Source organism: Okeania sp. SIO1H4 (assembly GCF_010672695.1).
GTDB lineage: Bacteria > Cyanobacteriota > Cyanobacteriia > Cyanobacteriales > Microcoleaceae > Okeania > Okeania hirsuta.
The window spans coordinates 12017-36875 of record NZ_JAAHGB010000069.1; the positions used below are offsets into that span (position 1 = coordinate 12017).

The window sequence follows — 24859 nt, forward strand, 5'->3', positions numbered from 1 at the left end:
TCTGCTACATTAATTTGTGCAGGTTGAGTAGGATCTCTAACAATAGTTTTTTGTGTTTTCCCTATTTGTACTTCACCTTCAGAGCTGTCCGAATCGAGGCGATAATATTAGACTCAACCTCAATCGGAAATAGTCAAGCCAGCCGAAGCAATCTCTACTCTATCAATTAATTAGCTGGTAGTCTATTTTTTTGCTAGTCCCTAATCAGAAATTATGTTGAAGATGCAATTTTGCATTTTCAGCCCAGTAGGGTGCGTTATACCAATTTTAAAAAAGAATGTTACGAATAGTAAGAAGAATAAAAAGACTTTTCAGAATATTCCCTTTGACAAAAAAGATGACTTCCAATCTTAAAAATGGTATTTAAGCCATTCATTCTGACTCCTGACTCCTGACTCCTGGCTCCTAATAAATATCCTAGCTATTTGTAGCAAACATTTATAGATTTGGTATTAGACGGCTAAAATTAAGACCAGGAAAACTATTTAACAATTCGTCTTAACGCACCATGTTAGATTTGTCAACCCATTAGAGGTTTTATTCATCCCAAATTTCTTGAGGGATGTTTGAATTTTGAGCCAAAAACGATCCGCCTTATATGATGTTTCGGTGCGTTACGCTATCGCTAACGCACCCTACTGGACTGACACTCTTGTTCCCCCCAAATTTGGGGGGCTAGGGGGGCAAAATTCAGTTAGCTGATAGCTGATAGCTGAGAGCTGATTGCTTTTTGTTAAAACTCTCCTGCTAAAGCAGCAACACAACGTTCACAAATAGTGGGATCTTCTGAAGAAACACCGACATGAGTAGAATAATTCCAACAGCGGTCGCATTTCTCTCCATCTGCTTTGACTACTCCTATTCCTAAAGAGTCTGAAATAGATTTATATTCAAGGTTACTTAAAGCTTCTGCAGACTCTAATAATTCTACTTGGGAAGTAATAAACAGATAACGTAATTCATCAACTCCATTACCAGCTATTTTGGCTTTAATATTATTAGGTTGTTGAGGTAAAGTTTCTGCTTCTACTACTTGTACTTGTGGTACAGGGGTCAAATCCACTTTTTGGGGAGGAAAATAAGCTCCTTCTGGTGAGACTAAAGTTGCTGACTGTTTAACCGTATTATCTGTTGATGTTTTCCGTTTGGGTAATAAAACATCTTTGCCAAATATATCTTCTGTCGTCAATTTAATTTTTTCAGACAGTTTTTGCCGATTTTTAGCAAATAATAGGTCGCCAGTAACAAAGCGAATTGTGTATATAATTCCAACTAATTCCATGATGGAATTTACTATAGGTAGTTGGTGAATTGTTGTTAATACTGTTAATGTTACTCGGATTAACAACAGTAATATAATGATAAAAAATACTGCCCCTAAAACTTTTTTATATCCACTAAATAGTTTACTCAAAAAAGCGAAAAAATCTGATAAAAGTTCCTGATTTTTAGCAAAATTAGCAGTAGTTTTTGGCGGATGATTAAGAGTTGTATTTTCTGTTTTTTCTGGTTCAATTTCGATTTTTGCTTCGAGAAATTCTGACTTACTTTTTTCTGCTTTAGCAATAGGATTAAAAGCTTGTATTTGCTCCCGTAATTCCGCATCTTTTACATACAACAATACCTTTGCTTCTAGAGGCGCACCAATGGATTTTTCTGCCCGTGCTTTTTCCAAAACTTTGTTAACTTCAGTACGAGTTTTGCGTAACTCTTCCCATAACTTAGCCAACTCTGGGTTATGCCATTTTTCCTCCATTTTCACCCACCCAGACTCAAATACAGATTTGTAAAGAGTTGGATAAGGAATATTTTGCCAAATATCTTCTGCCATATGAGGCAAAACTGGAGCGATCGCTTTGGCTAAATTTTCTACAGCTACAGCTAAAACAGTCTGACAACTACGGCGTCTGTAAGCATCAGTCGCACTAATATAAAGTCTGTCTTTGGCAATATCTAAATAAAAATTAGATAAGTCAACCACACAGAAATTTTGAATTGTTTGGAAAAAGCGGAAATACTGAAACTTCTCAAAACCATCCTTTACTTCTGCAAATACCTCTGTCATCCGGTGCAACATATAACGGTCTAACTCTGGCATTTCTTCATAAGCAACAGCATCTTTTGCCGGATTGAAATCATGGATATTCCCCAATAAAAATCGCGCCGTGTTTCTAATTTTGCGATAAATATCTGCTATTTGCTTGAGAATATTTTTACCCAGGGGTACATCCGAAGAATAGTCAACAGAGGAAACCCACAAACGCAAAATATCTGCACCATAAGGAGGTTCTTGTTTTTGATTTTTGCCACCTTCGATAACTATTGACGGGTCTACCACATTTCCCAGAGACTTACTCATCTTCCGACCATTCTCATCCAACACAAAACCATGAGTCAAAACAGTTTTATATGGTGCAACACCATTCGTAGCAATACTGGTCAGCAAACTTGACTGAAACCAACCGCGATGTTGGTCGGAACCCTCCAAATATATATCAACTGGATACTTTAACCCATCCCTTTGTTGAGCAACTGCCGCCCAAGATGAACCAGAGTCAAACCACACATCCATCGTATCCGTACCTTTCTGGTACTTGTCAGCATCTGGGCGATATTTTTCTGGTAAAAGCTCCTCCACCGACATTTCCCACCAAGCATCAGAACCTTTTTCCGCAACAATTTTTTGCACATGAGCAATAGTCTCCTCAGTCAACAAAGGTTCCCCAGTCTTTTCCTCATAAAATACCGGAATAGGAACTCCCCAACTTCTTTGTCTAGAAATACACCAGTCAGAGCGATCGCTCACCATAGGAGTAATACGGTTTTCTCCTTGAGCAGGTATCCACTGAACATCAGCGATCGCCTTAAGTGCTTCATTGCGGAAACCCTCTACAGAAGCAAACCATTGTTCGGTAGCTCGGAAAATAGTTGGTTTTTTAGTTCGCCAGTCATAGGGATATTTATGTTCGTAGGGTTCCTCTTTCAGCAGAGAATTAGCATTTTGCAGTGCTTCAATGATGGCAACATTTCCCTCTTTTAATACATTTAACCCCTCGAAGTCTCCCGCTTCAGCAGTAAATTTACCATTGCCATCCACAGGGGACAATATTGGCAAACTATAACGTTGCCCTACAATATAGTCTTCCTGACCGTGACCGGGAGCAGTGTGAACTAAACCCGTACCTGAGTCAGTAGTAACGTAGTCGCCACCAATAACAACTTTACTTTCCCGGTCAAACAGTGGATGTTGGTAAGTACAGTTTTCCAAGTCTTGACCTTTGACTGTCGCTACAGGAGTTAAAGTTGTACCCAAAGTTGCCGACAAACGTTCCACTGCTTCTGCTGCAACTATAAATAATTTATCTTCTCCCATTGCATAGTCAACATCCGGTTTAACCAAAGCATAATCGAGGTCTGGGTTAACACTGACTGCCAAATTACCAGGAATAGTCCAAGGAGTTGTCGTCCAGATAGCAACCCAAAGTTTTTCCAGATAAGGTTTGAGAGATTTTTGAACTGCTTTTGCTAGTTTCGTAATTTTAAAAGCAGCATAGATACTCTGAGATGTGTGACCTTCAGGATATTCCAGTTCAGCTTCTGCAAGAGCAGTCTTAGAACTCGGACTCCAATGTACAGGTTTAAGACCACGATAAATGTAGCCTTTCAAAACCATTTTGCCAAATACCCCAATTTGAGCAGCTTCATATTCTGGAGTCAGAGTCATGTAAGGATCTTCCCAGTCTCCCCAAACTCCATAACGTTTGAACGACTCCCGTTGTTTGTCTACAGTTTCCAGAGCAAAGTCTCTAGCTTTTTGACGTAATTCTATAGGTGTGAGTTTTCCCCTTTCTGCCGATTTAAGATTTTGAATAACTTTTAATTCAATGGGTAAACCATGGCAGTCCCAACCAGGAACGTAACGCACTTTTCGCCCTTGAAGAATTTGATAGCGGTTAATAATATCTTTAAGAATTTTATTCATGGCATGGCCAATATGTAGATTGCCATTAGCATAAGGCGGGCCATCGTGCAAAGTAAATGTTTCCCCTGGGTTACTTTCCGAGAGGCGTTCATAAATTTGTTCTTCTGCCCAAAACTTTTGTAGTTCTGGTTCGCGAGTGACCGAGTTTGCCCTCATATTAAAGTTGGTTTGGGGCAAGTTTACGGTGTCTTTATAGGATTTTGGTTCAACCATTAGATTTTGGATTTTTCTGTTAGTATATTAAGAATTTTAGATTTATAGCATTTCTCTGTTGAATAAGGTACATTCAAAATCCCCCTTAGAAAGGAAGACTTTGAACGCTCCCTCTGAGAAAGGAAGACTTTGAACGCTCCCTCCTCCCTCTGAGAAAGGGAGACTTTGAACGCTCCCTCTGAGAAAGGAAGACTTTGAACGCTCCCCCCCCCTTACAAAGGGGGGCAGGGGGGGATATAAAACTGTACCTCATCAATATGAAAAACACTATATTTGTTTGTATCATTCCCTGTGTAGGGTTTTGATTGTGTTTAATCTTATCTGCATAACTGCCTGTTTATCTTAGTCAGGACTTACGCATTTTTGAGTTCTAAACACTACATATTTATAACGTTATAGTTTTTGAACGCTATATGACGCTATATATAGTGTCTCTGCGTAAGTCCTGTTAGTCTTGTTAAAAGAGTCGATCTATTAACAAAATATTTGGTTAAGAGTTGCAGGTGGTTTTTATTCATTGTAGTATAAAAAATACAAATTGAAGTAATAAATTAGATTTATTCCAAAAAATAGAAATTGAGCCAGAATATTTTATTAGTAATCAACCGCCTGAAATAACCTATTGATTGATTGATGGAGGTTATCATTTCCCTTATGGGTTTAATACCCCACCGTCACCCGCGGTGATCAAAATTGTTTGGGGTTAGAATCCATAAGCAATTTTCCTTCCTGACTCCTGACTCCTGACTCCTGACTCCTTCTTCAATTGAGAGAAAAGTTTGTACGTTTAATAATTAGCAACTTATGAACCAACAACCAAATTCCAATCAACGCTTAAATTTTGATGGTGCTCCCTCGGTCGAAGGTCAAGTTGGTCAAGCTGGACGAGATTTAATTCAGACTGTGACAGTCTATCAAGGTATTAGTATTGCTGGTTTGTTTCGTCGAGAAGCCAAACCTTCAACTCAGGAAGAATATCGCTGGCGCAAAAAACTACTCGACCAAGTTAAACAATATTGGGTAAAAGATGTTTTAGAAAGGTCTCTGCATAATCGAGCTATGATAGACCTTGGACTTCAAGGACGAGATGATTTAGTCGAACGTCCCTCCTTTGGTAATGTGCAAATTTCCCCTCAAGAGTCACAACAACCTGTATCTACGACTGGAGGAATAACTAATGCATTCGGTCGTCTGGGGGAAGGGCGAACTTTACTAATTTTAGGTGAACCCGGAGCAGGGAAAACAACCATGTTGTTGAAATTGGCAAAAGATTTAATTGCTAAAACCGAGCAAAATTTGAATCAACCTATACCCGTGGTTTTAAACTTATCCTCTTGGGCAAAAAAGCAGCAAAAAATCGCTGAGTGGTTAGTTGATGAACTTCTGAGTAACTATGGTGCAAATAAATCTCTTGGTAAAATATGGCTCAAAGAGCAACAACTATTACTGCTACTGGATGGTTTGGATGAGGTGAAAGCAGAATATCGAGAAGCTTGCGTCGAGGCAATTAATCAATTTATGCAAGACTATGGGTTAGTTGAGATGGCAGTCTGTAGTCGTATCAAAGATTATGAAGCTCTGTCAAGTCGTCTGAAACTGCGGGGTGCTATCTATGTTCAATCTCTGACATCAGAACAAGTTAACCAATATTTAGATAAAGCAGGGTTACAACTACAGGGTGTGCGAACTTTATTGCAGCAAGATGTAGCTCTGCAAAAGATGATGAAATCTCCCCTGATTCTAAGTATTGTTAGCATTGCTTACAAAGATATGTCTGCTGAAAGTTTACCACAAATGGGTTCTATTGAGGAACGTCGTCAGCATATTTTTGATACTTATATTGAGCAGATGTTTCACCGTCATGGACGAACTAAGACGATGAAATATAAGCCAGAGCAAACCAAACATTGGCTGACTTGGTTGGCAACTCGGATGGTGCAGGAGTCTCAAACTGTATTTCTTATTGAGAAAATGCAGCCCACTTGGTTAGAAAAGAAGGGTAAGCGTATCTTTTATCACATTGTTAGTGCATTGGCTTCAGGGCTGATTTTAGGGCTGATTGGAGGGCTGATTGGAGGGCTGATTGGAGGGCTGATTTTAGGGCTGGTTTTAGGGCTGATTTACGGACTGATTTTAGGGCCGATTGGAGGGCTGATTGGAGGGCTGATTGGAGGGGAAATTCAAACTGTTGAAAGCTTAAAATGGTCGCGTCAAGAATTCAAAAAAAGCATAAAAAAAGGGCTGATTGGAGGGCTGATTTTAGGGCTGATTGGAGGGCTGATTTTAGGGCTGATTGGGCTGGTTGGAGGGCCGATTGACGGGCTGATTGGAGGGATGATTTTAGGGCTGATTGGAGGACTGTCATATACTATTATTCAAGGATTAAAAGGACCAGAAATAGAGACTAAAAAAGTTGTCAATCAAGGATTGAAAAAATCTGGATTAAGTGCTCTATTTTTTGGGCTAATTATAGCTATCGTAGCAGGAATACTAGGATTGTTAGGGATGGAGCTAATAGAGCTTTTTAATGGACTTGAAAATAGTATGTCGTGGCAATATTTATTATTTACTATACCATTCGGTCTAATAATCGGGCTAGCTTTCGGCGGTGGATATGCTGTCATCCAACACCTAACTTTACGTTCAATGCTTTATCAAAAAGGCTTTGCTCCCTGGAATTATGCTCGTTTTCTTGAGTACACCAAAGAATTAATATTCATGCAAAAAGTTGGGGGTGGTTACCAGTTTATTCATCGGATGTTACTGGAACACTTTGCCCAGGTTAAACCAGAAACTATTCCAGAAAGTAATGTTAAAATTTCTCAGTCAATAGACTTAGCAAATCAAGCAACTTTAGAACAATTAAACCCTGTCTCATCAGAACAAATTCAAACCTCAGAACCTGAATCAATTTCACATAAAATCTGTAGGAATTGCCAACATAAAAATCCACCTAAATTTAACTTTTGCTCCAAATGTGGAACAGCACTAAATTCTCACTAATTTTTTGACTGAAATAATTACATTATATTGTATAAGATTGTATGTAATTGTGCTTTGGCACTAAAATATATAGAAGAGCTAAAGCCCAACTACGAACTATTAATTAAAGGAAATTACAACCATGAAAAAAATACTCATTTTCTTATCTAATCCCACAGATTCAAGTCAGTTACGTTTAGACAAAGAACATAACGAATGATGAAAGTTGCAGCAATATTGTTGGAATTGAATCTTTGGTAATTTACCCACAAAACTTCAGCCCGGTTTTATTTCCGTCGGTACGAGTGTTAGTTGAATGAGCTTTTTTTTGCTGGAGCATCAATATAATGCCAGTCTTGATAAAGCGTATCAAATAATTGACAATGATATCCAGAAATCGCAACTTTACCTTGAGCATGATGAAGTTAGAGATGACAATATTAACGGTGAAAATATGAATGAAACAATCAAACTATTAGATGTAGTAGCTCTTACAGAAGACTTACCAGAAGTAAATTTATATCGCGGACAGGTAGGTACAATAGTAGAAATTCTCGCTGGTGGGAAAGCATTTGAGGTTGAGTTTTGCGACCCTAGTGGGCGCACTTATGAATCATTGGGTTTGCAACCAGAACAGTTTATTGTGTTGTATTTTGCTCCTGTTTCTAGAGCGTACAGCAGTTTTCAGGTCAATGAACCACGTTAAAAAAATGATAACCCTGTAGGAACGTTCCATGCAGCGTCCCTACTTTGTTAGTTGTTGCCCGTCGATAGATTGTTTCCAGGATTTCTTGTGGTTCTGACATTTAATCTCCTGTTCTGATATTTGATAATTTACCCACAACACTTCAACCCGGTTTTGCTTTTTTCCATCGGTACGAGTGTTAGTCGAATGAGCTTTTTTTGCTGGAGCATCAATACAATACCAGCCTTGATAAAGCGTATCAAATAATTGACAATGATATCCAGAAATCGCAACTTTGCCTTGAACACTATGCAACACTTCAGCTAATTTTTTGTGTTCGTCATCGGTCATTTCATACCCATAAGCTTTTGTATCGGTCCGCGAGTCGTGAGGATAAGGTGGATCGCAATAAAAAAGTGTTTCTTTACTATCGAAACGTTTAATAACTTCAATAGCTGGAGAATTTTCAATTTGCACCCGCAATAACCTTTGCACAATTTCCGATAATCCCTCTATACTACCTAACCAACGGGAAACAGCACCTGCCATTCCTGCTCTGGTTGTTAGCTTACAATGTGCCCACCTTCCTAAACTCGCTGTTTGAGCTAATCCCGTTCTGACTTGTCTTGCTCGGACAAAAAAACGGCGGGCACGTTCTAAATCAGAAATTTGTTCTGTAGGTGGTGTCAGCGCTATTTTAAATTCTTCTCTAGAAAAGGGGGTAAGAGCGATCGCTTGAATTAGTTCTTCTTGAGAGTCCCGTAACATTCTAAAAAAGTTAACAACTTCTCCATCTAAATCGTTATAGGTTTCTACATCAGAGGGTTTTCTATTCAATAAAACTGCTGCGGAACCACCAAAAGGTTCACAGTAATGTTGCGTTTCTGGCAATAGTGGTAGTAACCAATCAAGATGATTAAATTTTCCTCCATACCATCCAAAAGCTATTAATTTACTCATTTTATCTATTAAAAAGTTAGTCTATTGTAGGGGTTGACGGCTGTTAACCCCTACAAATGGTTTATATTTGATATAGGTGTGTAAGTCCTGAAAATTTGAAAATCATACCTGCTCTTCAGAAACACTTTCTTTTCTTTTTTTCAAAGGAGTTTTAATGATTTTTCCTTTCCATTCTTTCTCAAATTGCTCTCGTTTTTCTAACCAGTCAGCGAATATTAATTCCGGATCGTAGTTAAAAGCTTTGGCGTGTTCTTCTCGAATTTTGTAAATTTCTTCTAAAATTTCATCAGGTAACATCATAGTTTTTTCCTCTTAATTGATAAGGTGTACAAAGTATTGGTAATTCATAGCCAAAGTTAGTGCTAATTTCAGATAATTTTTTCTGAATATTAGGGTTGGCAATATGACGACAATTCCATGTTAAAAGATAGTCTAAACCATAAACAGTTGCTAGAGCAATATGCAATGTATCATCACTAACTAGTTTTAAGGGGAAGATTGGTTTGTTGGAGAAACTGTTGAGCCAAGTCTGTAACAGTTTCATTGGAAATGAGTGAGGGAAAGTCTTTAATTATCTCTATTCTATTTTGAGCCATTTCTGGGTCGCCTCTAGCTGCCTCATCCAAGACTACTTGAGAGACATATATTTCAAAATTGCTTCGGCGAGTATCCCACCATTCTCTGGTTACTGCCATATTAGCAGCAACAATTAGATTTTGGCTTGGTCTGGCGGTTAAATAACCAATAACACTTGTTTCTAAATATAAAGTTTGACTCATGGCTATTTAATTATTGTTCAAATTTATCTTGTTTAAATTTCCTCATAACTAAATTTTAACCTAATTTGATTGATTTATTGTGTTAACAATTTAAGATTACTCTGTTTTAAAGCTAGTGAATTGTTTCCATAGTTAGTTTACAATGCCTTATAAATTAACTAAAATATGTCAAGCATAGAAAAGCCGACAAAATAGTAATATGTTTAATAAAGATTTTTATTCAAAGTTTTCTAACTTCCTATCAGAGCTTTCAGAGACAGAAGTAAGGAAATTTTTTTTCGATCAACCCTCAGACGATCCCTGGTTATATGAAGAGACCTTAAGACCAGAAATTGCAGATGAGTTTTTACAACGTTTACAGGAACCTATTTTTAAACAATTATCAGAATATATTACTAAATATATCATATCTGTTGACTTCACAAATTTTCCTACTACATTATCTATAAACGGTAGAGGACTATTATTTAGCACACAAGCAGGTTTCTTATTTGTGGGTTATGCAGGACATTGGTATTTACAAATAGGGTTTTGGATGTCATATACTCATCTGACTTACAGACAAGATTGGATATCATCTAATCATGACACTTACAGACAAGATTGGATACGTTTTCAAAACAATATTTATCAAAATCATCCAGAAATTAACTCTATTTTAAAAGTGCTTACAGAACAGTATCCTTTAGAATTTGCTTATAGCACCTTAGATTATGATCGTTGTAGAAGTAGTAAATTAACAATGGAGGAATGGAGCAGAGATATTCAAAACAAAGAATATCATCTACAAGATATTGTTGTAACAGCAGAAATTAGCCTATTAGAAACCAGTAACAAAGATTTTTCTTTCTTTAAATTGAGCAAAGATATAGTATCAATACTTAAGAAACTGTTTCCTTTAGTTTTACTAGCAAAATACGATGATCCAATGCCACTAATATATGATTACCTAAGTGTAACTGGTATAAGATATCCCCTATCTCAATGCTCCCAAGAAACTAACTTCCCAGAAACACAACTTACCCAATGGATACGCGCTATCAACCGCAAAAAACAAGCCATTTTCCAAGGTCCACCTGGTATCGGCAAAACTTTCCTCGCTCAAAAACTCGCTCAACATTTAATTGCTGGAGGTGACGGTTTCTGGGAACTCATCCAATTTCATCCTGCTTACACCTACGAAGACTTTATTCAAGGTATTCGACCGCAGAGCGAAGATGGAAAACTCACCTACCCTGTTGTTCCCGGTCGCTTCCTGAAATTTTGTCAAAAAGCAGCACTCTGTCAAGATACTTGTGTACTCATTATTGATGAAATTAACCGTGCTAACCTTTCCCAAGTTTTCGGGGAACTTATGTATCTCCTGGAATACCGCGACGCCAAAATTTCCCTTGCTAGTAGTGGAGAGTTATTCAGCATTCCCGAAAATGTTCGCATTATTGGCACGATGAATACTGCCGATCGCTCCATTGCTTTAGTAGATCATGCACTTCGTCGTCGCTTTGCTTTTATCACCCTCTCTCCTAACTATGAAATATTGCGTCAATATCACAAAGAAATAGAAACAAATTTTTCAGTGGAAGGGTTAATTCAAGTCTTAGAAGAAGTTAACAAAGAAATAAACGACCCTAATTATCAAGTCGGTGTTTCTTTCTTTCTCCGAGAAAATATTGCAGAGGAAATACAAGATATTTGGCAAATGGAAATTGAACCATATTTAGAGGAATATTTCTTTGCTCAACCAGGAAAAGTCGATAATTTTCGGTGGGATAAAATTCAAAATCGGATGTCTTCAGCAATTAACAATTAATAATTAATAATTCAGGAATTACACAACATAAGAAAATATACACCATCTGTAGGGGCGAATGGCATTTGCGCTCCGCAAAGCTGCGCTAACGCCCCCTACGAGTAGAGTCTTGTCTAAGAATTGGCGTAAGTCCTGATATAATTATCTACAAGTATTGTATAGAGAAATTGCTGACGCAAAGCTCCGCTAACGATGTGAATTTTAACTATATTAATCCCATACCAATATTTGCTAAATTCTCATACAAATTCTACTATAACAGGACTTACGCAGGCCACCCCAGAAACCGGTTTTTTTGCAAATGTTTATTGTTAAAAACAATGATTTATCCTAAAAACCCGGTTTCTTTGCATAAGTCCTAAATTAGATAGACACTTCTCCAAACATCTCTTCCTGTAAAAAATCTTTGTTATGGTTGCTTTTTTCCAATATGAAATCCCCACAAATTATCGAACTTACTGAATATCAACCTCGCCAGTTTCCACCAGATGAAATTGACCACTATCTTGCCACTAAATTATGGCAAGAATACGACAAAAAAGGCAAAAATATTAAAGTTGAATTTCCGACTCCTAAAACCAAGAACAAATGGCAATTTACATCTCAAGGATGGGTTGGTTATATTCCTATAATTCCAGATTTTCACATCATTCTCAAACCAAAAGTACCACTTCATAACCTATTTGGAATGTTGGAATATGTCTACAATCTCAAAAGTTTTCGTTTCTTAGATGGTTTAGTTAACTTTGAGTCTCTACAGGAATTTTACAACTGTTTAGTTAATATTCTGGTTCAAAAAATATTAGACCGGGGTCGAAAAGGTTTTTATCGCACTTATCTGCCAAAAACAGAAAATTTAACTTATATTCGGGGGCGGTTAAATATGCAGCAAGTTATGCAAAAACCCTGGGATGTTAGGTTGAAATGCGATTATCAAGAATATACTGCTAATATTCCCGATAATCAAATTTTGGCTTGGACTTTATTTATGATTGGTCATAGTGGTTTCTGTTCTGAAAATGTTGCTCCAACAGTGGCAAAAGCTTTTCATATTTTGCAAAATTTAGTAAATTTACAGCCTTTTAAATCTAGTGATTGTGTAAACATAAAATATCATCGTTTAAACGAAGATTATCAAACTTTACACGCTTTATGTCGATTTTTTTTAGATAATATTGGAGCTAGTCATCAGCAGGGTAATTACTCAATGTTACCTTTTTTAATAGATATGGCTAAACTCTATGAAAAATTTGTAGCTGAATGGTTAAAAATTAATCTACCCTCAAATTTAAGAGTTCAAGAGCAAGAAAAAGTAGATATTATTGATGATGAAATTTATTGTCGAATCGATTTAGTTATTTATGAAGTAAAAACTCGTAAGGTTGTTTATATTCTTGATACTAAATATAAGTTAGATGCCAGACCATCGCCAGATGATATTCATCAAGTGGTAGCCTATGCAACTTATAAAAAATGTCACGAAGCTATTTTGGTTTATCCTCAAAAATTAACTAATTCCATCAATCAATTAGTTGGTGAAAGTCAAGTAAGATTGCGTAGTTTGACATTTGCTCTTGACTCTAATTTGGAAAAAGCTGGTCAATCTTTTTTAGAAGAATTAATCAAAGATGTTGATTGATGCTTGACACTTATAGTATTTTGTTAAGTTAATCTTAAGTAAGAGATTTTTTAGCTAAAGGGTATGTGATACTTTTTATCAAAAACTTTATCTATTTCAGAGCAGGGTAGTAGGGTCGGAGGTAGGAACGTTGCATGCAACGTCCCTACAGAGAAGTAAAAATATGAATAATTAATACGCTCCTGGCTAATAATTATCAAAAAGGTTCCATCCGCCTTTTTTAATTACTTAATAATTGAAGTGTCGTCTAAGTATAGCATTAGTTTTGGGAATTGGTATTAAATAGCTACAATATATTTCATTAATGGATAATGGATAATTGATAATTACCTCTGGTTAAAACCGTTACGGAATTGAATATAAGGAAATGTCCTAGCACTTTTCTCTTGGTCGATTGGATATGGCGAGGAAACCCGCTCTTATCAGAGCCGCTCCGCTGTTAGCGTTTGCGGTAGCATTCCGGAACGGAAAGCTTTGCGGTAGCAAACGCCATCCCATCCTAACGGAATGCTCCGCAAACGACCGCTTTTTCCCCTTGAAAGGGGAGGCTTTTAACCTGAATTATTTAATTAATAATTATTAATTATTAATGATTCGGTAATCTAAAGTTAAACTAAAAAATATAGATTTATTGTCAAAAATGTCAAATACTCATAATCCTACCGAACTACAATATTCAAAAGTAACTTATTTATTTATAGATGGAAGTTACCTCAGAAAAAGTTATATAGACTCCACTGCTAAATGGTTTGGAAATGAAGTCGAAGACGAGAATATTAATATTGATTTTAATGCCATCAAAAATTTTTTTGATGCTCGAAAAGTTTTCTATTATGACTATATAGATCGGATTCAAGGTAAGTATGAGGAAAAAATAGATTTTGAAGAACGTGTATCTCAACAAAAAGATTATTTTAATCAAATTCGTTCTTTAGAAGAATATCACGTTAAGCTAGGTAATTTGACAAAAAAATCTCAAAAAGAAGCTGGTATTTTCCTCACAGTAGATATGATGAATCACGCTATTCGCAACAATATGACAAAAGCAGTTTTACTATCTGGAGATAAGGATTTTAAACCACTTGTTGAAAGTTTAGTTAATATGGGAATGATTGTATATGTATCTTCTGAAGTTCGTTCAACTTCATCAGAGCTGAAATATGCGGCTGATTCTTACATACCATTATCATTTTTTGATTACTATAAATGGTCGTCTACAGAACTGAAAAATAAGTATCCAATGCCTAAAATCGAAACATATAAAACTCCACTTTTAGGTCGAGGTCTAGAAAAATTTACGGCACTATCAGATATTAAAATTGGTAAGAAATTTGGAGGTATAGTCAAAGTTTCTGAACCTCAAAATGCTGAATTGCTCGATCGGGGAACAGTTAAAGGTTACGAAGTTAAGTTATATCAAATCCGGTAGCATCGGTGTAATTAGATTATTATGGTGGGGAGTGTGGGGACCCACCCCTAACCCCTCCGGTGGAGGGGAATTATCGAGAAATATTTGGTAATGGTTGAAGATGGAACATTTTTTTATACCGAATTAAACGGATTTGATATTATTTCAAAAAGATCGTGAATTTATCCTCTTTTTTAGAAAGATAGAAGATGGTTCTACTTTTCAGATGAGTTTGAATAATCAGGATAGATTAGAACTTTACTACGCTCTGGAATATGGAAAAAAAATTAAGTGGGATTAAACTAATTATACGAATACTTTTGAAAGCTGATCCTATAGTGGGACTTACACAATTTAATAAGCAAAATCAGACTATAATGGTTATAAACCAACGATTTTACGTCGAAGCTTTCGCTCTGATGAAACAAACAACATAAACGTTTAGCTAATATCCGTATGTGTTGCACTTCATAAACTTACAACCTACCTAGCCAAGAACCACGGCAGTGTTGCGCTCGAAAATTTGAATGTATCTGGAATCTTAGCTAACCATAACCCACCCCCATCCCCTCCCGGGAGTGGAGCTAGAGGGGTGGGTGCAGACCAAGGTTTTTATGAGTTTAGACGACAACTTGAGTATAAGTGTCAATGGTATGATTGTGAGCTAGTAATAGTAGATAGATTTTTTCCATCATCAAAGACTTGCAGTAGGTGCAGTCATATTCAGGATATGCCATTAAACTTGAGAACTTTTGATTGCTCTGAATGCGGTATATCTATAGACAGAGACTTAAATCCAAGTATAAAGAGCGAGAGATGCGGTCGGCTTGACCGTTGATGCCTGTGGACGGAGTGCTGCCGACAGTTCCGCAAGAAGCAGGAAGTAAACATTCATAATATCACTTGACTCTCGGTCTAATACCATAATGACGATACTGTAAATAATCTCGGAGAATACGGTCGTGGTCAAAACAGAGGTCTTGGGGAATTTGCCAAGATTCAAACAAAGCTAAATTTTTTGCATCATCGGCTGCTTTTGGTTCTCCAGTAGCAGTGGCAATAAATACAACACTCATAGTGTGTTGACGAGGGTCGCGACTGGGGTCAGAATAAACATAAAATTGTTCGATTAATTCTACTTCTAAACTGGTCTCTTCTTTTGCTTCTCGTCGCGCTGCAGTTTCGACAGATTCTCCATAGTCAACAAACCCACCAGGAACTGCCCAACCAAAAGGTTCGTTTTGACGTTCGATCAGTATAATAGGCCGCCCCGGTCGATTAGTTAATTCAATAATAATGTCAACGGTCGGAGTAGGGTTGCGATATGCCATGTTAATTTTTGAGAAACAATCATTTTGAATTTTATCTGCCTAAATACCAATTGCCAAGGAACTTTATGTTTAAATTAGACACTTAATAATGTTAAAAACTTAGTGATATACTTGATTTTTATGGTCTAATTAGTATTAGAACAATTCTTAAAAATAATGTTATATTTATTGAAAACTTCAGTTATTAAGTAATAATGGTTAATTAATCGGGACTTACCCATAACTATCACATATAGTTAACGGCCGTTCACACCTAAAAATGGTGTATAATTTCGTCTTTTGCATAAGTCCTGTTAATGTTTTTAGCAATTATTTATATATTGCTCCTACTCCCTACTCCCTGCTCTTAAAAAAATGTAGCAAAAATGCATGAAATTTGATATTTAGATGAAAAAATGTTACAAAGCTGTGATTTATAGGGAAAATGGAGCAGGCATTTGTAGCAAATATTTATTCAAATGGTATAGTAGATAAGTATAGAGAAGAGGAATTAATACCTTGCACTCAAGCCATTAACAAAAAACAACAAAATAAATAGTGCTAGGTACATAGAAATAAATTTCTCTTCTCCTAATGACAAAAGAGAAAGACTTTTTTTTAAGTCAAGGAGGTATTTCTATGTCTACTCTTATCTATACTGAGCAAAAGTATATTCTCATCCATACTGAGCAAAAAAAAACTCAGCAGATCAAACCGAAGAAACATTTAAACAAAAAAGTAAAAATAAAAGCTATAAAAAGTGAAAAAAATTTAGTTGATGAATATTGGCACAAGTCAGAGCCTGAATCTTTTCATGATTTACTGATTCGATTTATTTCTGGATTTATCGTTCCTCTCTGATTTTTGAGATTTTTCTTGACCAAATTTCCTGCTTTTTTGACTAGCCATAATAATTTTCCCAACCTTTCTTTGAAGCTAAGAGCTGGTTTATAAAGTAAATCTTAAATTAGCTAATCCCCTGACCTTAGGTGAATCAAAGTGACATAAATCATTGCTTCACTGAATGTTATAGCTATAAGTATTTCCTAAGTCATGCAAGGAAAAAATTTATTTTTTACCCCTTGAAAGGGGAGGCTTCAAGGCGTGAATTATTTAATTATTAATTCTTCGGTAAAAACTATTACCTATAAGATTTTGAAGTTTTAGAGCTGTCCTAACTTTAGTGCATACTGTTATACTTGGACAAGACTTTCTTTAGATTATCTTTATAAATCAACTTTTACAGCGGTTTTCATTTCAGTAGACCACAGTAGGGGCGAATGGCATTTGCGCTCCGCAAAGCTACGCTAACGCCCTTACAAGGTTTTGGTTATGACGATGTGGTTTATCAATCTGAAAAGCGCTGTAATTAAATTAGTTTGGTATTCAGTAAAAGAATAGATAGGAAATCGGGCATTGGTAATTGACAGGATGATTTATATTTTGGGGTAGCGCCCTCGTTCCTACCCAGGTTAATGATTGACAACCACAGGGGAATTGTCCCTACAAATTTCATCCTGTGATTTACCAACGCCTAAATTAGTTTGGTATTCAGTAAAAGAATAGATAGGAAATCGACTATTTAAATTTCTTAAAGAATTAGAAAATTTATTAAAGTGACAAGTCTATTCACCTCATCAGAGTGGAACATGGCAATATTGATATCATTTTCATATTGGAGAATCATAGTATCAATAACTCCTGAAAACTCATCTGCTATTACATCGTGAGCTTTCAGTAATTCTATAGGAATTTTTGATTCTTGAGGACTGGGAGTTTCATAGGGCAATAAGTAGCGATATGGCTAACGCCACGCTCCGCGAACGCCAATTTCTTTCTCTTCATTACGAACTACAGCAAATTGTGGGTCCTTCCATCCTTGAGCAACTACCCTACCATCCCGTTTGATAATTGGTAATTCTTCCCCCACAGCACTGATTTTTTTGTAGACATCCTGATTGACATCCTCCCGACGCTGCACTTGCGTGACAGCGCGGGATTCCTAAGATCGCGCTTTAGGGGCTTTCTGCTTCAATGCACCTGCCTTCCGGGGTTTACTCCCTTTGGGTCTTACAGTCGCTCCACAGACTAAAACTGCGAGTCCCGCAGCCTTCGAGTGTGGGCGTTCCCTTGCGTCTGACACCGACGCGGGTTCCCATCAGCAAACCCTATTTATACTTGCGTTAATATCGCGGTCATGGTGAGTACCACAGGACTGACAATCCCACTCCCTGATATTTAGAGGCAATTTCTCTACTACATCACCACAATTAGAGCAACGCGCGCGAACTAGGGAAATATCTGTCAATTTTGATTAATTCCCGTCCATACCATTTAGCTTTATACTCTAATTGCCTGAGTAATTCTCCCCAGTTAGAATCACTAATAGCTCTGGCTAATTTATGGTCTCTTGGTGCGCGTTCCGCAAGGGAGCTGGCGTATTCGCGGGGTCGCACCCCTTTTTGACCATGTTTTTTACTGCCAAATCCTCTACTACAACAGTTTGATTTTCTCTGATTAGTTGGGTTGTCAGTTTATGGGTGTAGTCTAGCCTGGAATCTTTGATTTTTGCGTGTATCTTAGCTACTTTTATTCTAGCTTTGTGATAGTTATTAGAGCCTTTTGTTTTACGAGAAAGTGATTTTTGGGCTAACCTTAATTTTTTGTGTAACTTGTAATGGTTCTTTAGGTTAGCAAATTTTTCTCCATCACTGGTCGTTAATAGACTGGTAATTCCTAAGTCAATGCCTATCTGTTTTTTAAGTGGCTTGAGGCTCAAATCTCTAGTATCATTAACTCTCAAAGATACAGACCACCTACCAGATGGGTCAAGTTTTACGGTAATTGTGCTTGGTACACAACCTGGTGGTAGTTGTCTACATCCATCTAATAGGCAATGGTTCAGCACACTTAGCTAAATATACTTGACCATCTTTCCACTTAAATGCGGACTTTGTGAACTCAGAATTACCACCATTGCGCTTTTTCTTAAAGTTAGGGTTTTAGCCCGTCCACTAAAAAAGTTCGTAAAAGCTGTTTGTAAATGCCTGAGACTTTGTTGGAGTGGCACACAACTTACTTCGCTGAGGAATCCTAAGTCATCCTGCTTTTTCCAGTTGGTCAGCATGGCCGAAGTTTCCTTATATCCTATTCGCGGCTTTGTTGTTCATACCACGCCTGAGTTCTCACCGCTAAAGCTTTGTTGTAGATTAGTCGAACGCACCCCAAAGTTCTCCTATGCAGATTTTCCGGCTCTGGGTTTGGATAGAACCTGAATTGGTATGCTTTTTCGACTTTTGTTAAATCCGAATTTAACCTAAAATTATTAGTGATTTACGGGCATCCCAGTAATATAATGATAAAATTTATTTTTTAGCTAAATTTGTAATTTAGATAATTATGCGAACCTATTATTGCGGCCAACTAAATAGTAATAATATTGAAGAAACTGTAAACCTCTGTGGATGGGTAGACCGTCGTCGGGATCATGGGGGCGTAATTTTTTTAGATTTGCGCGATCGCACAGGGATTGTCCAAATTGTGAGTGACCCAGAGCGGACTCCTGACTCATATCAAATAGCTGGGGATATTCGCAATGAATATGTTGTGCAAATTACAGGTAGAGTCAGTCGTCGCCCGGAAGAGTCTCTCAACCCTAAACTTCCTACTGGCGAAGTTGAAATTTATGCCGATGACATTAAACTGTTGAATAGTTTAGGGAAACAATTACCATTTCAAGTTTCCACTGCCGAAACAGAATCTGTCCGGGAAGAGTTGCGACTCAAATATCGCTACTTAGATTTGAGAAGGGAGCGCATGACTAAAAACCTGCAACTACGCCATGAAGTTGTCAAAGCTATCCGCCGTTTCCTGGAAGACGAACAAAATTTTATTGAAGTCGAAACACCCATTCTCACTCGCTCTACTCCAGAGGGAGCGCGGGATTATCTTGTTCCTAGTCGCGTTCATGCAGGGGAATGGTTTGCTCTACCTCAGTCTCCCCAATTATTCAAACAAATGTTAATGGTTTCCGGTTTTGACCGTTATTATCAAATCGCTCGTTGTTTCCGGGATGAAGATTTGCGAGCGGATAGACAGCCAGAATTTACTCAGTTAGATATGGAAATGAGTTTCATGTCTCAGGAGGAAATTATCCAATTAAATGAGAAGTTGGTGGGATATATTTTTGAGAAAGTCAAAGGCATAGATTTGCCTCTACCATTTCCTCGCTTGACTTATGCAGAAGCAATGGATCGTTACGGCAGCGATAAACCAGATATTCGGTTTGGCTTAGAATTGGTAAATGTCTCTGACTTAGTGAAAGATTCTGGTTTCAAAGTATTTTCTGGAGCAGTTGCTGCTGGTGGGATAGTGAAAGTGTTGCCTATTCCTGGAGGTAACGATGCTATCTCCAATGTAAGAATTAAACCGGGTGGCGATTTGTTTAAAGAGGCGAGTGAAGCAGGAGCCAAAGGTTTGGCTTATATTCGTGTTAAAGAGAAAGGCAAAATAGATACTATTGGAGCTATTAAAGATAACCTCACCGACGAACAAAAACAGGAATTGTTAGAACGCACGGGTGCAAAACCAGGTCATTTGCTATTATTCGCTGCTGATGATGCAAGTACTGTGAATAAAACTTTAGATCGTTTGCGGTTAGTGGTGGGTGAAGAGTTGGGATTAATTGACCGCAATAAAATTAGTTTATTGTGGGTAACAGATTTTCCTATGTTTGAATGGAATCAGGATGAAAAACGTTTGGAAGCTTTACATCACCCATTTACTGCACCTCACCCAGACGATATTAATGACTTGAAAACAGCACGAGCGCAGGCTTACGATTTGGTTTTTAATGGTTATGAAATCGGCGGTGGTAGTCTGCGGATATATCAACGAGATGTACAGGAAAAAGTGTTTGAGGCTATTGGTTTATCTGATGAGGAAGCTGATAGTAAGTTCGGTTTTTTGTTAGAAGCTTTTGAATATGGCACTCCTCCTCATGGTGGTATTGCTTATGGTTTAGATCGGTTGGTGATGTTGTTAGCTGGTGAAGAGTCAATTCGAGATGTAATTGCATTTCCGAAGACTCAGCAGGCTAAATGTTTGTTGACAAATGCACCGTCTGAGGTTGATAAAAAGCAATTGAAAGAATTACACGTTAGTTCGATTTCTAAACCGAAGTCTTAGTTATAGCAAAAGGCAGCGAGAGCTGTTTGCGTAGCATGAAAAACAGAAAGGCAGAATTTTGCTTCTGAGCATTCTGCCGTTTCAGCTTTTGTGTAAATTATCACCTTGTTTGACTACTGCTATAACCTTAAGTCAACAATTTCAAGTTCTGCTGAAAAAGGAAGTCTAACAACTGCAACTAAATTACTTAACCATATTGACGTTTGACATTTTTATAACTTCGTCTAGCTGCAAAAGGTTTAAACTGGGTATCCACAAACTGTACAGGCTCGTATGTCTCAATCCACAAATGCGCTCCACAATCCAAGGGTTCATAAGGCCGATAAACTATACGACACGGACCTTCAAGAATCATCTGATAACCAAAATCGTTACGATTTGTCTGCTTCAAGCAGACTACTGGTATTAATTGGTCGGGAGTCATTAGAGGATCGTGTCTAATTCTATCTCCATTTTTTCTAATTCTATGTTGATTAACATGAACTATGGTTGGCTTCTTTCGTTTGTGATGACACCAAACACCTTTCGGACCTCTCCTTCCTGGTATGACCACAGGCATTTTCCCATAAAGAGGTATTTGCCAAAATCCGTTATGCTTATAAGCACCTTTAATTCTGTTTTGAGAAAGCAAGACTCTCACTCGTTGACAACAGATGCCTAATAAAAAAGCTGCTTCTCTAGTTGTGATAATAGTCATTTTTACTCTAGCACTATAGTTTTTATTATAATTGAATTATATCTATCTATATATTATTTAGTTCAGTAAATAATAATGTTATATTTGTTACTGTTGAGAAAAAAATATGGGACTTCTGCATAGTAATGGTAGATAGGGATTGAACTAGGTTAAGGTTGGCCCACTTACTTGGTTTCTGATTGTTGAAATGATCGGATAAATATTTTTAGATTTATGAGAAATATTGATAATTTAACTATTCATCGTTTCCGTGGTTTGCGAGATTTGACATTGGAAGATTTAGGTCAAATAAATTTATTAGTTGGTGTTAATAATTCAGGTAAAACAAGTGTTTTAGAAGCGATTTATACCTACTGCAATCCTTTAGATCCTTTGGAATGGATAAATACTGCTTGGCGACGGGAAATTAAATTTTCCCGTAAATCAAAATTAGAATCTCTTAAGTGGTTATTTCCTCAAAATAGTGACAATAATCCAGATGATTTTTATCAAGGAGAAACTTTTGTTTCTGGCAGTGGTAATTTTGGTGTAGTAGAGTCAAAAGCAACTTATGAAGAATTTGAAGGAATCTGGGATACCACAGAAAATATTAATGAAGAATACGATCAAGAAAGTCTGATTGATGAGATAGATATTGATAATAATGAAATTAGATGTGGTGCAGATTTAAAGCTAACATTTACCCCACCAGAGAAAATAATTGAGCTTCTTAAGGATGAAAATAAGGATATATCTATATCTAAAAAGTTTAAAATATGGGAAAATCAACCATTAACTACTCTTAACGAATATAAAAGCTACTGGTTATTAGTTGATACAGTTACTCCTTTTTCTCATAGGATAGAACAGTTGCAAATAAAACTTTTAACAGGTGCAACTTTCCAAGGTTTTAAGGAAGATGTACTAGAGTTGATTTCTATCATGGACTCAGAAATTATTGATTTAGAAATTCTATCTCCCACTGGTAAAACTCCACGGCTCTATATAAATCATAAAACATTAGGTATTGCTCCACTAAGTGCTTTTGGCGATGGTGTTCGTCGGTTGTTATTTATGGCTTTAACTATCGCAAAATTAAAAGATGGAATTTTACTAATAGATGAGCTAGAAACAGCGATTCATACAGAAGCTTTACTACCTTCATTTTCTTGGTTAGTTAAGTGGTGTAGAAAGATGAATGTACAATTATTTGCTACTACCCATAGTCTAGAAACTGTTGATGCAATTTTGGCAGCCAGTGAATCAGAAAATGATTTAGTTTTATATCGCTTAGAACAACAAAATACTCAAACTCAAGCAGTTAGACTTGACCAAGAAAGATTGGGTAGATTGCGAGAAGAATTGGGTCAGGAGGTGAGATGGTAAAATATGCAATTCTTGGCGTAGAGGGGCCTCAAGACCAAGCAATAGTAGGAAAGTTATTAAAGCTTTTAGGTTTGAAAAAATTTGACGGGTCAGTATCAAATTTAGACTCTTTCTGGAAGAAATTTATTCCTACTTATCCGAAAAAAGGAAACTTTTATAAACGATTAGATATGCCTTCTATTCTATTTAATGATAGTTTATCAATAGCTATCTATGTTGGTGAGGGTAGTAATCTTGTGAAAAATTTAGATGATATTTTATCTAATAATTCTCAATATAGAAATGATATAGCAGCATTTGGAATTGTTGCAGATGCCGATAAAAAAAATCCTGAAGATGTAGTAGCAGAATATTATAGTGACTTATGTAAATACTTCCCTAATTTTCCTAACCAGCCTGGTTTTGTAGATATAAATATTCCCAGAACAGGTATTTATGTATTACCAGATAATATTTCTCACGGAGTTTTAGATACCTTATTATGTGAATGTGGAAAAGTAGCTTATCCAGAATATATGGAAAGAGCTAAATCATATCTAGCAGACTTTTCTGAACAAGAACAAAAATCTCTTAAATGGAAGCCATTTGATCGATAAAAAGCTTTAGTAGCCACAGTAGTTAGTGTTTTAAAACCAGGAAAAACAAATACAGTTAGCATCGCAGATAATAATTGGGTGAGCGATAAAACACTTCTTGAAGTAGCAGCATTAAAAAAACTAAAAACATTTTTAATAGAACTTTTAGAAATAACTAATACTGCTAACCAAAATATTAGGTTTTGAAAACTTTTAAAATTAGCTGTATGATTACGCTCCCAAATTCAGAGTCACCTCTTAAACCTTGGAAAGAAACAGTAGTATGATCATAAAAAATACTAAGAAAAAGGAAACAAGCAAAATGAGAGAAACTTCCCAACCTGTTGTAAACAAAGTAGCCATCATTGGAGCGGGGCCTGGTGGTCTAGCAACAGCGATCGCTCTGAGAAAAAAAGGTATTGATGCCCATGTGTACGAGCGAGCCAAGGAATTACGTCCAGTAGGGGCAGGTTTAGGTTTACAGGCCAATGGTTTGAGATGTCTAGATGTGATTCAACCAGGTATAGTAGATATACTAAAACGTTCAGGTTGTCAAGTTAAAAGAGTGACTGTGAAAACAAGCACTGGAGAAACAATTAGGACTAGCGAAAGTACCATGATGGAAAAATATGGGCAACCACTGTTAATTATTTGGTGGTGGCGTTTGCAACAGATTTTAGCATCATATCTACCACCAGAAGTCATTCATCTGAATCATCGTTGCATTAGCTTTGAACAAAATGAAAACACTGTTATTACTCATTTTGATAACGGAAAAACTGCCCAAGCAGACTTGCTCATTGGAGCTGATGGGGTAAATTCTAGAGTAAGACAAACATTGATTGGTGACGGTCAACCTCGATATGTGGGTAGTATGTCTTGGCGAGCTGTTCTCAATTATCAAGATGAGTTACTACCACTAAATGAAGTCATCTTGATGAAAGGAGAACAAAGTATAGTTTATCTGCTTAATGTGGGAGAAGGAAATATGAGTTGGTTAGCGCGGAAGTTATTGCCAGACTCTACACTTTCTTCTACTTTTGCTGAAGTCAAGTCTCGCGTCCTTAGAGAATTTGCTAATTGGATGGAACCAGTAAGAGAACTGATAGCACAGACAGATCCGGAACGGATATTAGAAGGCAGGGAAAACGCATCTAATTTTTTTGACAAATGACCAAAAATAAAATTTCAAATGGAGAATATGCGATCGCGTTGCGGACTGGCAGTCTATCGCTTCTCAAATCACTGTCAAAAATACCAAAATTTT

The 24859-nt window shown here is 36.9% G+C and carries 20 protein-coding genes and 1 pseudogene; 11 read left to right on the forward strand and 10 right to left on the reverse strand.

Going from position 1 to position 24859, the window contains the following annotated elements; genetic code table 11:
• Positions 1-733 precede the first annotated feature (733 nt).
• Positions 734-4195: an isoleucine--tRNA ligase gene (gene ileS / locus F6K06_RS27810; RefSeq protein WP_287243913.1), complete on the reverse strand. Its 3462-nt coding sequence runs from the start codon at positions 4193-4195 to the stop codon at positions 734-736.
• An 804-nt stretch (positions 4196-4999) separates the two neighbouring features.
• Here ileS and F6K06_RS27815 point away from each other — a divergent pair.
• Positions 5000-7198 carry an NACHT domain-containing protein gene (locus F6K06_RS27815; RefSeq protein WP_287243914.1) on the forward strand — a complete coding sequence of 733 codons (2199 nt, stop codon included), beginning with the start codon at positions 5000-5002 and terminating at the stop codon, positions 7196-7198.
• A 295-nt stretch (positions 7199-7493) separates the two neighbouring features.
• Positions 7494-7883, forward strand: coding sequence for a DUF4926 domain-containing protein (locus tag F6K06_RS27820; protein WP_287243915.1), 390 nt, complete (start codon positions 7494-7496; stop codon positions 7881-7883).
• Positions 7884-7922: 39 nt separating this feature from the next.
• Here the strand turns inward: F6K06_RS27820 and F6K06_RS27825 are convergent, their stop codons facing one another.
• The 4 genes from F6K06_RS27825 to F6K06_RS34320 all read right to left on the reverse strand — a co-directional run bounded on the left by F6K06_RS27825 (position 7923) and on the right by F6K06_RS34320 (position 9601).
• A complete protein-coding gene (locus F6K06_RS27825; RefSeq protein ID WP_287243917.1) occupies positions 7923-8822 on the reverse strand; it encodes a DNA adenine methylase in 900 nt (299 codons plus the stop codon).
• 102 nt (positions 8823-8924) lie between these two features.
• The gene (locus F6K06_RS27830; protein WP_240038884.1) at positions 8925-9122 is read right to left on the reverse strand and encodes a hypothetical protein; all 198 of its coding nucleotides are present in this window, start codon (positions 9120-9122) and stop codon (positions 8925-8927) included.
• Entirely contained in the window at positions 9109-9288 is a 180-nt protein-coding gene (locus tag F6K06_RS34315) for a hypothetical protein (protein ID WP_338043156.1), read from the reverse strand. The genes F6K06_RS27830 and F6K06_RS34315 overlap by 14 nt, the downstream gene beginning before the upstream one ends.
• Before the next feature lie 10 nt (positions 9289-9298).
• The gene (locus tag F6K06_RS34320; RefSeq protein ID WP_353734908.1) at positions 9299-9601 is read right to left on the reverse strand and encodes a type II toxin-antitoxin system VapC family toxin; all 303 of its coding nucleotides are present in this window, start codon (positions 9599-9601) and stop codon (positions 9299-9301) included.
• A gap of 199 nt (positions 9602-9800) precedes the next feature.
• On the opposite strand from F6K06_RS34320, the gene F6K06_RS27840 reads away from it, so the two are divergent.
• From F6K06_RS27840 to F6K06_RS27855, 4 genes are all read left to right on the forward strand, one after another.
• Complete coding sequence (locus F6K06_RS27840; RefSeq protein ID WP_240038883.1) at positions 9801-11411, forward strand: AAA family ATPase; 1611 nt, start codon at positions 9801-9803, stop codon at positions 11409-11411.
• A 430-nt stretch (positions 11412-11841) separates the two neighbouring features.
• Positions 11842-13050, forward strand: coding sequence for an McrC family protein (locus F6K06_RS27845; RefSeq protein WP_287243920.1), 1209 nt, complete (start codon positions 11842-11844; stop codon positions 13048-13050).
• Positions 13051-13690: 640 nt separating this feature from the next.
• On the forward strand, positions 13691-14479 hold the full coding sequence (locus F6K06_RS27850) for an NYN domain-containing protein (protein ID WP_124144368.1): 789 nt from the start codon (positions 13691-13693) through the stop codon (positions 14477-14479).
• A gap of 502 nt (positions 14480-14981) precedes the next feature.
• Complete coding sequence (locus F6K06_RS27855) at positions 14982-15296, forward strand: zinc ribbon domain-containing protein (RefSeq protein WP_161564450.1); 315 nt, start codon at positions 14982-14984, stop codon at positions 15294-15296.
• Positions 15297-15357: 61 nt separating this feature from the next.
• On the opposite strand, the gene F6K06_RS27860 is transcribed toward F6K06_RS27855, so the two are convergent.
• Positions 15358-15789 (reverse strand): NUDIX hydrolase, encoded by a 432-nt coding sequence (locus F6K06_RS27860; RefSeq protein WP_124144366.1) that lies wholly within the window; start codon positions 15787-15789, stop codon positions 15358-15360.
• Positions 15790-16362: 573 nt separating this feature from the next.
• Between F6K06_RS27860 and F6K06_RS27865 the strand changes: the two genes are divergently transcribed.
• The gene (locus F6K06_RS27865) at positions 16363-16629 is read left to right on the forward strand and encodes a hypothetical protein (RefSeq protein WP_124144365.1); all 267 of its coding nucleotides are present in this window, start codon (positions 16363-16365) and stop codon (positions 16627-16629) included.
• Between the two features lie 730 nt (positions 16630-17359).
• On the opposite strand, the gene F6K06_RS27870 is transcribed toward F6K06_RS27865, so the two are convergent.
• The 3 genes and pseudogenes from F6K06_RS27870 to F6K06_RS27880 form a co-directional block, all read right to left on the reverse strand.
• The gene (locus F6K06_RS27870) at positions 17360-17557 is read right to left on the reverse strand and encodes a hypothetical protein (RefSeq protein WP_124144364.1); all 198 of its coding nucleotides are present in this window, start codon (positions 17555-17557) and stop codon (positions 17360-17362) included.
• A gap of 15 nt (positions 17558-17572) precedes the next feature.
• A complete protein-coding gene (locus F6K06_RS27875) occupies positions 17573-17749 on the reverse strand; it encodes a hypothetical protein (RefSeq protein ID WP_161564449.1) in 177 nt (58 codons plus the stop codon).
• A 21-nt stretch (positions 17750-17770) separates the two neighbouring features.
• Positions 17771-19101 (reverse strand): annotated as a pseudogene (locus F6K06_RS27880) (RNA-guided endonuclease InsQ/TnpB family protein).
• 66 nt (positions 19102-19167) lie between these two features.
• Here F6K06_RS27880 and aspS point away from each other — a divergent pair.
• The gene (gene aspS / locus F6K06_RS27885) at positions 19168-20955 is read left to right on the forward strand and encodes an aspartate--tRNA ligase (RefSeq protein ID WP_124154542.1); all 1788 of its coding nucleotides are present in this window, start codon (positions 19168-19170) and stop codon (positions 20953-20955) included.
• Positions 20956-21142: 187 nt separating this feature from the next.
• On the opposite strand, the gene F6K06_RS27890 is transcribed toward aspS, so the two are convergent.
• A complete protein-coding gene (locus F6K06_RS27890; protein ID WP_192901273.1) occupies positions 21143-21652 on the reverse strand; it encodes a hypothetical protein in 510 nt (169 codons plus the stop codon).
• Between the two features lie 213 nt (positions 21653-21865).
• Here F6K06_RS27890 and F6K06_RS27895 point away from each other — a divergent pair, with 213 nt between their 5' ends.
• The 3 genes from F6K06_RS27895 (at position 21866) to F6K06_RS27905 (ending at position 24766) form a co-directional block, all read left to right on the forward strand.
• Positions 21866-23017: an ATP/GTP-binding protein gene (locus tag F6K06_RS27895; RefSeq protein ID WP_124154543.1), complete on the forward strand. Its 1152-nt coding sequence runs from the start codon at positions 21866-21868 to the stop codon at positions 23015-23017.
• Positions 23011-23613 carry a DUF3226 domain-containing protein gene (locus F6K06_RS27900; protein WP_240041568.1) on the forward strand — a complete coding sequence of 201 codons (603 nt, stop codon included), beginning with the start codon at positions 23011-23013 and terminating at the stop codon, positions 23611-23613. Before F6K06_RS27895 ends, F6K06_RS27900 begins: the two co-directional genes overlap by 7 nt.
• 301 nt (positions 23614-23914) lie before the next feature.
• On the forward strand, positions 23915-24766 hold the full coding sequence (locus tag F6K06_RS27905; RefSeq protein WP_124144361.1) for an NAD(P)/FAD-dependent oxidoreductase: 852 nt from the start codon (positions 23915-23917) through the stop codon (positions 24764-24766).
• The last annotated feature ends 93 nt before the right edge of the window (positions 24767-24859 follow it).

Excerpts from the sequence above, each read along its gene's own strand:
- F6K06_RS27850 (WP_124144368.1), top strand. The coding sequence starts at position 13,691 with ATGTCAAATACTCATAATCCTACCGAACTACAATATTCAAAAGTAACT.
- ileS (WP_287243913.1), bottom strand. The coding sequence starts at position 4,195 with ATGGTTGAACCAAAATCCTATAAAGACACCGTAAACTTGCCCCAAACC.
- F6K06_RS27840 (WP_240038883.1), top strand. The coding sequence starts at position 9,801 with ATGTTTAATAAAGATTTTTATTCAAAGTTTTCTAACTTCCTATCAGAG.
- F6K06_RS27900 (WP_240041568.1), top strand. The coding sequence starts at position 23,011 with ATGGTAAAATATGCAATTCTTGGCGTAGAGGGGCCTCAAGACCAAGCA.
- F6K06_RS27825 (WP_287243917.1), bottom strand. The coding sequence starts at position 8,822 with ATGAGTAAATTAATAGCTTTTGGATGGTATGGAGGAAAATTTAATCAT.
- F6K06_RS27830 (WP_240038884.1), bottom strand. The coding sequence starts at position 9,122 with ATGATGTTACCTGATGAAATTTTAGAAGAAATTTACAAAATTCGAGAA.
- F6K06_RS27890 (WP_192901273.1), bottom strand. The coding sequence starts at position 21,652 with ATGACTATTATCACAACTAGAGAAGCAGCTTTTTTATTAGGCATCTGT.
- F6K06_RS27845 (WP_287243920.1), top strand. The coding sequence starts at position 11,842 with ATGAAATCCCCACAAATTATCGAACTTACTGAATATCAACCTCGCCAG.
- F6K06_RS34320 (WP_353734908.1), bottom strand. The coding sequence starts at position 9,601 with ATGAGTCAAACTTTATATTTAGAAACAAGTGTTATTGGTTATTTAACC.
- F6K06_RS27895 (WP_124154543.1), top strand. The coding sequence starts at position 21,866 with ATGAGAAATATTGATAATTTAACTATTCATCGTTTCCGTGGTTTGCGA.
- F6K06_RS27865 (WP_124144365.1), top strand. The coding sequence starts at position 16,363 with ATGACAAAAGAGAAAGACTTTTTTTTAAGTCAAGGAGGTATTTCTATG.
- F6K06_RS27820 (WP_287243915.1), top strand. The coding sequence starts at position 7,494 with ATGAGCTTTTTTTTGCTGGAGCATCAATATAATGCCAGTCTTGATAAA.
- aspS (WP_124154542.1), top strand. The coding sequence starts at position 19,168 with ATGCGAACCTATTATTGCGGCCAACTAAATAGTAATAATATTGAAGAA.
- F6K06_RS27860 (WP_124144366.1), bottom strand. The coding sequence starts at position 15,789 with ATGGCATATCGCAACCCTACTCCGACCGTTGACATTATTATTGAATTA.
- F6K06_RS27905 (WP_124144361.1), top strand. The coding sequence starts at position 23,915 with ATGAGAGAAACTTCCCAACCTGTTGTAAACAAAGTAGCCATCATTGGA.
- F6K06_RS27815 (WP_287243914.1), top strand. The coding sequence starts at position 5,000 with ATGAACCAACAACCAAATTCCAATCAACGCTTAAATTTTGATGGTGCT.